A 12,673-nucleotide genomic window follows, 5' to 3' on the forward strand; every position below is an offset into this window, starting at 1 on the left:
ATTATTACATATTGAAACAACATTAAACCATTTAAGTTTAATCAAAGTTATTATATACTACAGTTGCAATAATAAAAAGGGAGGAATCCAGATGCCTAAAATAACATTTCTCGGGGCTGGAAGTACTGTATTTGCTAAAAATGTTCTGGGGGATTGTATGTTAACCCCGGCCTTAAGAGATTCCCATATCGCCCTGTATGACATTGATCACCAGCGCTTACGGGAATCTGAACAAATGCTTAAAAGTATTAATAGAAACTCAAACCAAAACAGGGCAGAAATTGTTGCTTATACAGACCGTAAAGAAGCCCTCCGGGATTCTGACTACGTTGTTAACGCTATCCAGGTAGGTGGATACAAACCCTGTACTGTTACCGATTTTGAGGTCCCGAAAAAATACGGTTTACGACAGACCATCGGGGATACCCTGGGTATCGGTGGTATTTTCAGGGCCTTAAGAACTATACCGATCCTCCTGGATTTTGCCAGGGATATTGAAGAAGTATGTCCTGACGCCTGGTTTTTAAATTATACCAATCCCATGGCCATTTTAACCGGGGCTATGCTCAAAGCAACCAATGTTAAGACAGTTGGCCTCTGCCACAGTGTCCAGACCTGTGTTCCTGATCTACTTAAAGACCTGGGAATGAGTACTGAAAACGTCCAGTGGAAGATAGCCGGTATTAACCACATGGCCTGGCTTTTGGAAATAACCAGAAACGGCCGGGACCTTTATCCTGAAATTAAAGAAAAGGCCCGGGCCCGAAAAAAACCCCATGATGACATGGTCAGGTATGAAATAATGGAACGCTTTGGCTACTATGTCACCGAATCCAGTGAACACAATGCTGAATATATGCCCTATTTCATCAAAAGCAACTACCCTGAATTAATCGAAAAATATAATATTCCTCTCGATGAGTATCCTCGCCGTTGTGAACAACAAATAAAAGACTGGGAAGAGATGAAAGACAAACTGGTCCACAATGATAATCTTGAACACAGTCGGACCCATGAATATGCTTCCTATATTATGGAAGCCATGGAAACAGATAAGCCCTATAAAATTGGGGGGAACGTCCTGAATACAGGGCTTATTACCAACCTCCCTGAAGATGCCTGTGTAGAGGTTCCCTGCCTGGTGGACAGGAGTGGGGTTACCCCCTGTTATGTGGGAGACCTGCCACCTCAACTGGCTGCCCTGAACCGGACAAATATCAATGTTCAGTTGCTGACCATTGAAGCTGCCCTGACCCGGAAAAAAGAATACATTTACCAGGCAGCCATGCTGGATCCTCATACAGCTGCCGAATTATCTATTGATGAGATTTATGCCCTGGTTGATGATATGATTGAAGCCCATGGTGACTGGCTCCCTGAATATAAATAAAAATAACTTATAAGAGCAATTTAACCTTCAGTTGTAATCATTTGATTTTGACCACAATCATCTAATAAGATAAGTGACAGCCTCGATGGCCCTCTAATTAAATCAACATTTGCAAACAATTACTTTTAAGAATAAAGGTTAATAATTATTGATGTCAGTAATTATCGACAATAAACACCTGTGTATAATTTCATTTAAATTAATAAAAACCTGCAGGCTTAACACCTGCAGGTTTGTTAACTTAAATAATTGATAGCTTTAATTGATCCTGGTCAATAAGAACCCGCTTCAGGGCTTCTTCTACCGTAGATATCGGGGTTACCTTTATATCCCAGTCCTCCTGTATATCTATCATATTTTCAGCGGGAACCAAAACCTCTCTCATTCCTGCCTGTTCGGCGGCATATATCTTTTCCCTGATACCACTGACCGGTTTAATATTACCCCTGATTGAAACCTCACCGGTCACAGCTATATCCTGTTTTAAGGGTACTTCCTCAATAGCACTTATTAAAGCCAGCAGCATCGCAATACCGGCCGAAGGACCATCTACATTACCTCCCCCGACAATATTGACATGGAGGTCATAATCCTTCATTTTCTTCCCGGTTATTTTTCTGATTACAGCTGCAGCATTAAAAAGGGAATCTTTAGCCATTTTACCGGCGGTTTCATTAAATCTCAGCTTACCATTACCCTTTTCCTCGGCTGTAAAGGCAACGGCTTCAATTTCAATAACTGTACCAAGGTAACCATTGACCCCCAGTCCAAAGACCTTTCCAATTTCTGATTTTTCACTGGACTTAATCTTGTTGTGGGGAATCATTCGCCGGTTCTGGATAGCTTCAAAGAGCTTATCCCTGGTAATTATAAGCTCCTGCTCGTCAGCTCCTTCATTTTCATAGAGGACAAGGCTGTAGGCATCTATCAGTAGGTTTATAGCTGTTCTCCCCTCAGTCGTATATTCACTTATTATCTCCGGTATTTCATCCTCAATTTTTACCGTGAGTTTTTTGACAGCATTAATAACAATTTGCTGTATATCTTCCCGGGACAGGGGATTAAAGAATACCTCTGCACACCGGGAGCGGAAAGCAGGATTTATTTTACTGGGACTTCTGGTGGTAGCTCCGATTAAAATAAAATCAGCCGGAGCCCCTTCTTCAAAGAGCTTTTTAATATATAAGGGGATATTTTCATCATTTTTATCATAATAGGAAGATTCAAACTTAACCCTTTTATCCTCCATTACTTTCAACAGTTTGTTCTGAAGCATTGGATCCAGTTCCCCTATTTCATCGATAAAGAGGATACCAGCATGGGCTTCGGTTACCAGCCCTGTCTTGGGTTCCGGGACTCCACCCTCGGCCAGAACTTTTTTGGCACCCTGGTATATGGGGTCATGAACTGAGCCCAGCAAGGGATTGGTAACTTCCCTCGGGTCCCACCTCAGGGTCGCCCCATCAACTTCAACGAATTTTGAATCCCCGTAAAAAGGGGTATTTTGCCTCTTCTTGGCCTCTTCCAGGGCCAGTCGGGCAGCCGTAGTTTTACCCACCCCCGGGGGTCCATATAGGATTACGTGCTGGGGGTAGGGAGAAGCAATTTTGGAAACAAGGGCCTTTAAAGCCCGCTGCTGACCCACTATCTCATCAAGTGATTTGGGCCTAACCAGATCAATGACAGATTTATTTAAACTCCTGGCATCCAGCTTTTCAAGCCGGGCCAGTCTTCTTAATGTTTCCGGATTATCTGGAGGATCGTCATTGACTATTTCCTTTTTAATCTCCTTAATATATTCACGCTGCCTCTTCTCCATCCTCTCGGCAATCTGTTCTTCAATATCCTTTTCAACGGAGCGCTCGGCCAGCATGTCAGCAATCTTATCCTCTAATTTTAAAATTCGTTCCTCAAAATTTCCCTTTCCCACCTGGATGGTAGGGTCTTCATAAATTATTCTCTCCAGGGCTGTCAGTTTATCAAATAATTTACTGGAACTTATTAAATCCAGGGCATTAACCTTCCCTGCTTTAAGTATGAACTGTTCCTTACCATAATAATCATTGGCTTTTTTGTACAATACTTTAAGTTCTTTTTCTTTTTTATCAGCCTTTTTTATTTTATTATCATCTTTACTAAAAAGGCCATCCAAGAAGGACATTTTTTTCACTCCCCAGGGTTTAACTAGGCTTCAACAACCTGAATTTTTAAAGTTGCTACTACATCCTCAAAGATTTTTACAGGCACCCGGTATGTTCCCAGGGCTTTAATATTATCATCTAAGTCTATTTTTCTTTTGTCTATTTTATAACCGGCTTTTTTCACTGTCTCGGCTATATCCTTGGTTGTTACTGACCCGAACAAACGGCCATTTTCACCTGATTTAACCTTTATTACAAATTTTTCCTTTTCAAGTTTGCTGGCCATGTCCCGGGCCTCTTCTATTTTTTGCTGGTGTTTTTTCTCTTTAATCTTTTCTTTTTCTTTTAACTGCGTAATATTTCCCCGGGTTGCTTCCTCGGCAAGTCCCCTGGGAATTAAATAATTGCGGGCATAACCATCAGATACACTAACCACGTCACCTTTTTTACCCAATTTTTTAACATCTTTTTTTAAAATTACCTTCATTTTTCCTGGTCCCTCCATAATTAATTTTATAATATCTTATTTCTGTTTACAATAGAAATATTAACTATCTTCAGGAAATTTTATATTACTGTTTTTTAAATTTTATATTACTGATCTCTAATATAAGCTTATAACACAATTTATTTTTTAAACCGCCTTAAATTAAACCACATGTCCACCAGTCCCAGGATAGCGACCGGTAACACCATTATATGTATTAAAAAGCCGAAAAACAGAATAAGGGCCCATAGAAATGCCTTATTACCACTCTCCACCAGATAATATATGGCCAGGGATAAACCCTGAATGAAGGATAAAAAGAGAAAAACAATCTGGAGATTTAAAAAGAAGACACTATCCAGGAAGAATAGACTTATTACCAGGCCTGAAGTAATTAGCCAGGCCGGGAACCTCCAGTATCTAAAGGGTTTATAGACCTCAAACCTGTTATCTTCATCTCTTCTGATGTTTAAAAAATTTACAGAGAGATAATAAACAATGCTCCCAAAGATAATAGAACCGATTACCAGAGCAGACGGGATAACACTCCTTACGAAGGCAACCCATTCCTCCACATCAAGACCATACCCCAGCATCCCACCTATCTGCGTAAAATTAGCGGCCATTTCCTGTAAAAGGGTATTAAAATCAAACCCGATGAGGAAGTGCAGGGCATAATAATTTGTCAGAATAGAAAATAAGACTGCCATTATGGAAATAATAAGGGTTTTAAAGGGAGTAAAACCTTCTGCCAGCGCTCCCCCAATAGCAAACCCAATCAGGCCAAAACCGATTATGGTATAAAGGGCCACAAGGGCATTTTGAAAAACAAGACCATTAACCAGCGCTGCCACCAATACCAATTTAAGGGCCCGGTCCATTCCATTACGGACAGTAACCGTGATAACCGGTAACGGCCACAGGAAAACGGTAAATATACTTAATGGTGGTATGTAGACATTGATAAAGGTCAGGATTAATATAACAAAAAGGGCTTTTAACATCCCCCTGGTTAAAAATTTAGCCATTTACCAGACCACCTCACATATCTTCATATATATAATTAAAGGAGGCTCCCTAGAAAGCCTCCTTAACTTTGACTATTATTCTTTAACATAAGGGAGTAAGGCTATATTTCTAGCCCTCTTAATAGCCCTTGTTAACTGTCTCTGGTGTTTTGCACAGTTACCTGTTATCCGACGTGGAACTATTTTGCCCCTGTTTGTTAAGAAACGTTCCAGGGTTTTAACTTCTTTATAATCAAGCTTTGCCTTTTTATTGGTACAGAAATAACAGGGCTTATTTCTTCTAGCCAATGCTTTTTCCCTCCTTTTTAAAACGGTACATCGAACTCATCATCTATATCAAAGACTTCCTCTTCATTTATGTCATCTCTGGATTTATTCCTGTTGTTATCACTTGGCCAATCCAGGAAACGGACATTATCAGCAACCACTTCTGGATTATAATAGGTCCTACCATCTCTTTCGCTTTTTCTTATCTGCAGGGAACCATCTACTGCTACTAATCTACCTTTACCCAGGTGATGGGCACATGTCTCGGCAAGCTTCCTCCAGGTAACAATCTTGATAAAATCTACATCTCGCTCTCCCTGCTGGTTTGTGTAATTACGTTCAACTGCCAGTGTAAAGTTGCTTACCGGTGTTCCATTACTGGTATACCTGAGTTCAGGATCTCTAACCAAACGACCAATCAATACTACTCGGTTAAGCAATAAAGTCACCACCCCGGTAGGTTTACTTGTCCTCCCTGATAACTAAATACCGTAAAACACTATCTGTCAGATTAAAATATCTTTCCATTTCATCAATGGTTTCGGCCTCACCTTCAAATTTAATGAGGGTGTAATAGCCGGTATTATAATTCTTAATTTCATAGGCAAGGTTTCTATCTCCCCATTCATCAACCTCGTTTACCTTGCCACCGTTAGTATCAATAATCTCCTTAACCCTGTCCAGAATATTATTGCGAGCTTCTTCTTCCAGATCGGGTTTAATGATAAAAGTAGTCTCATAGGCACGCATCTTTTTTCACCTCCTCCATGTGGACTGACGGCCCCAATTTAAAATTAGAGCATGGATGCAATTCATTCTATATTATAGCATTGCCTCCCGGGGATTTCAACATTTTTTTGCCCGGTTCTTAAACATTGAACCTGAAATAACAGATATCCCCATCTTTAACAATATAATCTTTGCCTTCCAGGCGGAGGAGACCTTCTTCCCTGACTTTAGCTACAGACCCGGCTCTAACCAGGTCTTCATAACTGATAACCTCGGCCCTGATAAAACCCCGCTGCATATCGGTATGGATCTTCCCGGCTGCCTCCGGAGCCGTAGCCCCTCTTTTAACCGTCCAGGCCCTGACTTCCTTTTCCCCGGCGGTAAAAAAGGTAATAAGGTCCAACAGGGCATAACCGGCCCTGATAACCCTGTCCAGGCCTGATTCCTCAAGACCCAGCTCTTCCATGAAAAGGCGAGCCTCCTCTTCTTCTAGCTCGGCCAGATCGGCCTCTATTTTGGCACTGATGGCTACCACCCTGGCTCCTTCACCGGCCGCATATTCCTTAACTTCATTGACAAGTCTATTACCAGAGGGATCTATCATATCTTCTTCATTGACATTGGCAATATAAATCGTTGGTTTGGCAGTCAGGAGATTGAGTTCCTTAATTAACCTTTTACCCGTTTCCCCCGGGTCAAGCTGTCTGATGCTTTTCCCTTCGGCCAGGGCTGTTTTCAATTCTTCCAGTACCTTTAATTCCTCTTTATATTTTTTTTCACCACTTTTAGCCATCCGGGAGGTCTTTTCCATTCTTTTTTCCACTGTGGCCAGATCAGCAAGCATTAATTCAGTATTGATGGTTTCTATATCCCGTACCGGGTCAATTTCACCATCAACATGGGTTACATTTTCATCAGTAAAACACCTTACCACCTGGGCAATGGCCTCTACCTCCCTGATATGGGCCAGAAACTGGTTGCCCAGACCCTCTCCCTTACTGGCTCCCCTGACCAGTCCGGCGATATCAACAAATTCAATGGTAGTCGGGGTTTTTTTGGCCGGTTGATACATTTCATTTAAAACCTCCAGCCTGGGATCGGGGACATTTACAACCCCGACATTGGGGTCAATAGTACAAAAAGGGTAATTGGCAGCATCGGCCCGGGCCCGGGTTAAGGCATTGAATAGAGTTGATTTTCCAACATTGGGTAGTCCAACAATTCCTATTTTCATGACCTTCCTCCTCAATCACTAATTTTCTCTTTTTATTCTCCTGCTCTTTCTACAATTTCTTTAACATTCTTTTCAAATTTACGCCTGGGCATCATAACTATTCGACCACAGGTCGTACATCTGGCTTTAAAATCCATTCCTATTCTGATTACTTCCCAGGTATCCCCACCACAGGGGTGCTGTTTTTTAAAACGGACTATATCACCTAAGTGGTAATCTTTCATTTTCCCACCCCTTCGTTACCTGTATTTAAGTCACCAGTCTTCTGATCCTTTGTTAATAATACCATATGGGGATAAGGTATTTCAATCCCTGCTTCATCAAGGGTTTCTTTGACACGTTTTTTAATATAACGCCCGATATACCATTGTTCCATGGGGATAGTTCTGGCCCAGATACGAATTACCATACCGGAATCAGCCAGTTCCTGAACCCCCAGAACAGTAGGACCTTCGGTTATAACATCCTTCTTTTCCTCGGCTATCCTGTAACAGAGATTCTCCAGAACTTCAATTACCCGGGAGGGGGATTCATCATAACTGACACTGACATCAACCAGAACGCGCATATCTCCATAAGAATAATTGGTTACTTTTTTTATTTCACTGTTGGGAATAATGTGGAGTTCCCCCCCAAAACTTCTTATAAAAGTACTCCTTAATCCGATCTCTTCAACTACTCCGGTAACACCGGCGGCCTCAATATAATCTCCAACCCCGTACTGATCTTCAAACAGAATAAAAAAACCGTTAATTATATCTTTAACAAGGTCCTGAGCTCCGAAACCAATTGCCACACTCACAATACCGGCTCCGGCCAGTAATGATGCGATCGGGACATTAAAGATAGAAAGTATAATAAGGGCCATAAAAAAATAGACCCCATATCTTAAAATACTTTTCAAAAGGGTATTTAAGGTCTGTCTCCGCCTCTCACTGACATGGTCATCCTTTTTCTTTTTAAGCATATTATCGATAAATTTATTTCCTATCTTTATAGTAATTTTAGCTATAGCTACTGTAATAACAATACTGATGATTTTTATAATATATTTGCTTAAAAACTCAAAGGTAAAAAATCCGGAAATTATTTCTATTACCTCTTCCCAGTTCAGGGGCATAATTTCCTACCTCCCATCACTATTGTAACCATAAGTAGATTAAAATAAATGCCCCAATTATAATCGCAATAAGCATTAGACAACCGGGATTTTTTAGTGACATTGACTTCTGATTGATATCAACAGTATAACTGTTTAGCTTGCTGGCCTTTTTTAAAAATTTAACAGACCTGGCATAATCACCCTGTTCCCGGTAAATAACACCAAGGTTGTTATAGGCAGGCCCGTATTTGGGGTCTGCATTGAGGGCTTTTTCATATAATTGCTTCGCCTTTTCCAGATCCCCTCTTTTTTTCTCAATACTCCCCAGGTTGGTTATAGCCGGGGCATATTCATGGTCCAGTTCGAGGGCTTTTTTGAGCCAGTCTCCCCCCTCTTCCAGACTACCCTGGTAGATTTTTATAATAGCCAGTTTATTATAGGCAGGAACAAAATCTGACTGCCTTTCGATGATATCTTTAAACACCTTTTCAGCATCCTGATACTCCCCTCTTTCCAGCTTATGTACACCTGTTTTATATTGTTCTTTTATCTCTCCAGAAATATCCTCAAGATAATCTTTTTCTTTCATGATTTAATCACCTGGTTTTGTTTAGTTTTTTAAGTAATATTATGGCCCTTAACCCCCGGAGCATTTAGTATAATAATTATAATATACCTTTAAAACAACCATTATAAATGAGGCAAAATCAAATTCCATTTATTACTCAATTATTATACCATATAAGTCTAACTATATAAAATAGGTTTTACCCGGTCTAAACCATGGAACAAATGGCTTAGGCCATAATAATTTAATGGGTAAAATTTATTGATGCTAAAAATTATTCTCAAAAACACTCATGTATATTTAAAGGAGATTAAAAAACCCGCCAACTTTTAAAGCCGGCGGGTTTATTTATCTATACCCTTATTTACTAATATTTTATTTACTACTATTTTTTTAATTATACTGTATTCCTACCATCTCAGGTCCGGGTTCCGGGCAGCCTGAGCCTCATCCAGTTTCCTGACCGGGGTATTCCGGGGCGCCTCTTTCACCAATTCAGGACTTTCTTCTATTTCCCGGGAAATAATCTTCATAGTTTCGACAAATTGATTCAGGGTTTTCAGGTTCTCGGTTTCAGTAGGTTCAATCATTAAGGCTTCTTTAACTATCAGCGGGAAATATATGGTTGGTGCATACAGTCCGTAATCTAAAAGCCTTTTGGCTATATTAAGGGTACTGACCCCCTTCTTTTTCTGCCGGCTACCCGACAGAACAAATTCATGAAGGCTATTTTCTTCATAGGGAAGTTCATATATATCTTTTAATCTGACCTTGAGGTAATTGGCATTTAACACCGCATTTTCAGTAACCTCTTTCAGGCCTTTCCCTCCCAGAGCCCTGATATAGGTATATGCTCGCAACATCACGGCATAATTGCCATAAAAACTATGAACCTTACCAATAGAATAGGGACGGTCATAATCCCAGTAATACCGGTCATTATCTTTTTTCAATAGAGGGCGGGGCAGATATGGTTTTAAAAATTCTTTAACACCGACCGGTCCGGAGCCGGGACCCCCACCCCCATGGGGCGTAGAAAAAGTCTTATGAAGGTTAAAGTGTAAAACATCGAAATTCATATCACCCGGTCTGACATACCCCATAATAGCATTCATATTGGCTCCATCGTAATAAAGCAGGCCACCGGCATCATGGACTACTTTGGCAATATCAAGGATTTCTTCTTCAAATATACCCAGGGTATTGGGGTTGGTAAGCATCAGGGCTGCCACTTTTTCATCAACTGCTTCTTTAAGGGCTTCAAGGTCAACCATACCCCGTTCGTTTGATTTAATTTCAACAACCTTAAAACCGGCCATCGCAGCACTGGCGGGGTTGGTACCGTGGGCAGAATCGGGTACAATTACCTTTGTTCGTTCTTCTCCTTTTTCCTCAAAATACTTCTTAATAATCAATAACCCGGTCAATTCACCCTGGGCTCCAGAAGCCGGTTGCAGGGTTACCTCATCCATTCCACTGATTTCTGCCAGATACTCTTTTAATTCATACATGATTTCCAGGGTCCCCTGAATCTGATCTTCATCCTGGTAGGGATGAAGTTTCACCAGTTTATCAAGACGGGCAATCTCTTCATTAATTTTGGGGTTATACTTCATAGTACAGGACCCTAAGGGATATATACCGGAATCAACCCCATAATTCTCTTCCGACAGGGCCGTATAATGTCTGACCACATCTACTTCACTGACTTCAGGAAGGTCCGGAGCCTCTTCCCGATAATAACCCTCTTTTAAATACTCTTTAACATCTATATCGGGTACATCAAGTTCGGGCAGGGAATAACCCTTCCGGCCCTGACTGCTGTAATCTTTAATAAGTGGTTCAATCACTGGATATCACCTCCAGGGCCTCCAGATACCCATCTATTTCTTCCCTGGTCCTTTTTTCAGTCGTACATACCAGAAAACCATCAAAAGAATACCAGCGGGAGACATCTAGGCCACCCAGTATTCCTTTTCTTTTAAGTCTTTCACCAATTTCAGCAGATGGCAGGGGGGTTTTAATTACAAACTCATGGAAAAAGTTATCTTTATTAACCACTTCAAAACCCTCCATATCATCTATCCTATCAGCCATATAGTGGGCTTTTTTAAAGGATTGTTCGCCTACCTCTTTAATACCTTTTTTACCCATTGTTGCCATGTAAATAGCAGCTGTCAGGGCATTGAGGGCTTCATTGGTACAGATATTGGAGGTAGCCCTGGCCCGGCGGATATGCTGCTCTCTGGTCTGGAGAGTCAAAACATAACCCCTCTTACCATCAGAATCTGTTGTTGCCCCTACAATCCGCCCCGGCATCTGTCTTACATATCTTTTCCTGGTAGCCATAATCCCCAGATATGGTCCCCCGTAATTAATGGGATTACCCAGAACCTGGCCCTCACCGACAACAATATCGGCTCCAAACTCAGCTGGTGGTTTTAAAACCCCCAGGGTTAAGGGGTTAACTACTATAATTAACAGGGTTCGTTTCCGTGCTGAAATCAGGTTTTTAACAACATTGAGGTCTTCAATTGACCCGAAAAAGTTGGGGTACTGAAGAACAACAGCCCCGGTATCTTCATCAAGCTTTTGTTCCAGCTCTTCCATGTCAGTCACCGTTTCATTCAGGCCCAGATCAATAAACTCCAGCCCCCGGGGTCTGCCATATGTCCTGGCAACTTCACGGTAAACCGGGTTTATACCCCTTGACATCAGGATTTTCTTCTTCCGGCTAATTCTTGAAGCCATCAGAACAGCCTCTCCAGTCGCAGACCCGCCATCGAGCAAAGAAGAGTTGGCTACCTCCATTCCGGTAAGCTCACAGATCATACTCTGGTATTCATACATGGCCTGGAGGACCCCCTGACTCAATTCTGCCTGATAGGGAGTATAGGCAGTATAAAACTCAGACCTGGATATTAGGTGGTCGATATGAGCCGGAATATAATGGTCATAAGCCCCTCCCCCGGCAAAGCAGATCTGTTCTTCCATACTTATATTCCGGGCAGCTTTACTCTTTATCATCCGTTTCAGCTCAAGTTCAGACAGGCCCGGGGGAATATTAAAGGGCCGTTTAAAGGTAACATCATCAGGAATGGGTTTAAAGAGGTCCTCAACATTTTCTACACCTATTTTTTTTAGCATAGCCTCTTTCTCAGAAGGGGTATTGGAGATATAATCCAACTTATTCTACCTCCTCCAGGTATCTGGCATATTCTTCACTACTCATAAGGTCTTCAAGCTCCTTTTTGTCGGCCAGCTTTATCTTAACAAGCCATCCTGAAGCATAAGGTTCCTGGTTTACCAGCTCGGGGTTTTCCAGTAATTCTTCATTGGCTTCAAGCACCTCTCCCCCGACAGGCAGGTAAACATCTGACACAGCTTTAACCGATTCCAGAACTGCAAAACCTTCAGATTGAGCAAATTCATCACTGACTTCCGGTAGTTCAACAAATACTATATCACCGAGCTCCTTCTGGGCGTAATCTGTCACCCCTACCAGGGCCGTATCCCCATCGACCTTGATCCATTCATGGTTTTTGGTATACATTAAATTTTCCGGTACATTCATTTTAAGTCCCCCTTTATAGATTTTTTATTTTCATATTATCCATTTTACAACTTAAAATCCTTACAACTTAAAACCTTTACCAGTAAAATCAGGGTCAGTCAAGATTTTTAAAAATAACTGCTGTAATAATAGACTAAAAATAAACCGGGAATA

General features: G+C 41.3%; 14 protein-coding genes. 1 reads left to right on the forward strand and 13 read right to left on the reverse strand.

Annotated elements, in window-relative coordinates; all coding sequences use genetic code 11:
- The first annotated feature begins 91 nt into the window (after positions 1–91).
- On the forward strand, positions 92–1,390 hold the full coding sequence (gene melA / locus HORE_RS12070; RefSeq protein WP_015924043.1) for an alpha-glucosidase/alpha-galactosidase: 1,299 nt from the start codon (positions 92–94) through the stop codon (positions 1,388–1,390).
- A gap of 241 nt (positions 1,391–1,631) precedes the next feature.
- Here melA and lonC read toward each other — a convergent pair whose 3' ends face one another.
- The 13 genes from lonC to gcvH form a co-directional block, all read right to left on the reverse strand.
- A complete protein-coding gene (gene lonC / locus HORE_RS12075) occupies positions 1,632–3,551 on the reverse strand; it encodes a Lon family ATP-dependent protease (RefSeq protein ID WP_015924044.1) in 1,920 nt (639 codons plus the stop codon).
- 23 nt (positions 3,552–3,574) lie between these two features.
- Positions 3,575–4,018 (reverse strand): 50S ribosomal protein L9, encoded by a 444-nt coding sequence (gene rplI, locus HORE_RS12080; protein WP_015924045.1) that lies wholly within the window; start codon positions 4,016–4,018, stop codon positions 3,575–3,577.
- Between the two features lie 140 nt (positions 4,019–4,158).
- Positions 4,159–5,046, reverse strand: a complete 888-nt coding sequence (locus HORE_RS12085) for a YybS family protein (protein WP_015924046.1) — start codon at positions 5,044–5,046, stop codon at positions 4,159–4,161.
- 75 nt (positions 5,047–5,121) lie between these two features.
- Entirely contained in the window at positions 5,122–5,334 is a 213-nt protein-coding gene (rpsR, locus tag HORE_RS12090; RefSeq protein WP_015924047.1) for a 30S ribosomal protein S18, read from the reverse strand.
- A 17-nt stretch (positions 5,335–5,351) separates the two neighbouring features.
- Positions 5,352–5,753 carry a single-stranded DNA-binding protein gene (locus HORE_RS12095; RefSeq protein WP_015924048.1) on the reverse strand — a complete coding sequence of 134 codons (402 nt, stop codon included), beginning with the start codon at positions 5,751–5,753 and terminating at the stop codon, positions 5,352–5,354.
- A gap of 22 nt (positions 5,754–5,775) precedes the next feature.
- A complete protein-coding gene (gene rpsF, locus HORE_RS12100; RefSeq protein WP_015924049.1) occupies positions 5,776–6,063 on the reverse strand; it encodes a 30S ribosomal protein S6 in 288 nt (95 codons plus the stop codon).
- 118 nt (positions 6,064–6,181) lie between these two features.
- Positions 6,182–7,276, reverse strand: a complete 1,095-nt coding sequence (ychF, locus tag HORE_RS12105; RefSeq protein ID WP_015924050.1) for a redox-regulated ATPase YchF — start codon at positions 7,274–7,276, stop codon at positions 6,182–6,184.
- A gap of 32 nt (positions 7,277–7,308) precedes the next feature.
- Positions 7,309–7,500: a DUF951 domain-containing protein gene (locus HORE_RS12110; RefSeq protein ID WP_015924051.1), complete on the reverse strand. Its 192-nt coding sequence runs from the start codon at positions 7,498–7,500 to the stop codon at positions 7,309–7,311.
- Complete coding sequence (locus HORE_RS12115; RefSeq protein WP_015924052.1) at positions 7,497–8,396, reverse strand: mechanosensitive ion channel family protein; 900 nt, start codon at positions 8,394–8,396, stop codon at positions 7,497–7,499. Before HORE_RS12115 ends, HORE_RS12110 begins: the two co-directional genes overlap by 4 nt.
- A 19-nt stretch (positions 8,397–8,415) precedes the next feature.
- Positions 8,416–8,967 carry a tetratricopeptide repeat protein gene (locus HORE_RS12120; RefSeq protein WP_015924053.1) on the reverse strand — a complete coding sequence of 184 codons (552 nt, stop codon included), beginning with the start codon at positions 8,965–8,967 and terminating at the stop codon, positions 8,416–8,418.
- Positions 8,968–9,356: 389 nt separating this feature from the next.
- Positions 9,357–10,796: an aminomethyl-transferring glycine dehydrogenase subunit GcvPB gene (gene gcvPB, locus HORE_RS12125; protein WP_015924054.1), complete on the reverse strand. Its 1,440-nt coding sequence runs from the start codon at positions 10,794–10,796 to the stop codon at positions 9,357–9,359.
- The gene (gene gcvPA, locus HORE_RS12130; RefSeq protein ID WP_015924055.1) at positions 10,789–12,132 is read right to left on the reverse strand and encodes an aminomethyl-transferring glycine dehydrogenase subunit GcvPA; all 1,344 of its coding nucleotides are present in this window, start codon (positions 12,130–12,132) and stop codon (positions 10,789–10,791) included. Before gcvPA ends, gcvPB begins: the two co-directional genes overlap by 8 nt.
- Before the next feature lies 1 nt (position 12,133).
- Positions 12,134–12,520 (reverse strand): glycine cleavage system protein GcvH, encoded by a 387-nt coding sequence (gcvH, locus tag HORE_RS12135; RefSeq protein ID WP_015924056.1) that lies wholly within the window; start codon positions 12,518–12,520, stop codon positions 12,134–12,136.
- Between the last annotated feature and the right edge of the window lie 153 nt (positions 12,521–12,673).

The organism is Halothermothrix orenii H 168 (genome assembly GCF_000020485.1).
GTDB lineage: Bacteria > Bacillota > Halanaerobiia > Halanaerobiales > Halothermotrichaceae > Halothermothrix > Halothermothrix orenii.

Bases quoted from the DNA above. Each gene is read 5' to 3' on its own strand.
- HORE_RS12115 (WP_015924052.1), bottom strand. From the start codon at position 8,396: ATGCCCCTGAACTGGGAAGAGGTAATAGAAATAATTTCCGGATTTTTT.
- gcvH (WP_015924056.1), bottom strand. From the start codon at position 12,520: ATGAATGTACCGGAAAATTTAATGTATACCAAAAACCATGAATGGATC.
- ychF (WP_015924050.1), bottom strand. From the start codon at position 7,276: ATGAAAATAGGAATTGTTGGACTACCCAATGTTGGAAAATCAACTCTA.
- HORE_RS12120 (WP_015924053.1), bottom strand. From the start codon at position 8,967: ATGAAAGAAAAAGATTATCTTGAGGATATTTCTGGAGAGATAAAAGAA.
- melA (WP_015924043.1), top strand. From the start codon at position 92: ATGCCTAAAATAACATTTCTCGGGGCTGGAAGTACTGTATTTGCTAAA.
- HORE_RS12110 (WP_015924051.1), bottom strand. From the start codon at position 7,500: ATGAAAGATTACCACTTAGGTGATATAGTCCGTTTTAAAAAACAGCAC.
- rplI (WP_015924045.1), bottom strand. From the start codon at position 4,018: ATGAAGGTAATTTTAAAAAAAGATGTTAAAAAATTGGGTAAAAAAGGT.
- lonC (WP_015924044.1), bottom strand. From the start codon at position 3,551: ATGTCCTTCTTGGATGGCCTTTTTAGTAAAGATGATAATAAAATAAAA.
- rpsF (WP_015924049.1), bottom strand. From the start codon at position 6,063: ATGCGTGCCTATGAGACTACTTTTATCATTAAACCCGATCTGGAAGAA.
- HORE_RS12085 (WP_015924046.1), bottom strand. From the start codon at position 5,046: ATGGCTAAATTTTTAACCAGGGGGATGTTAAAAGCCCTTTTTGTTATA.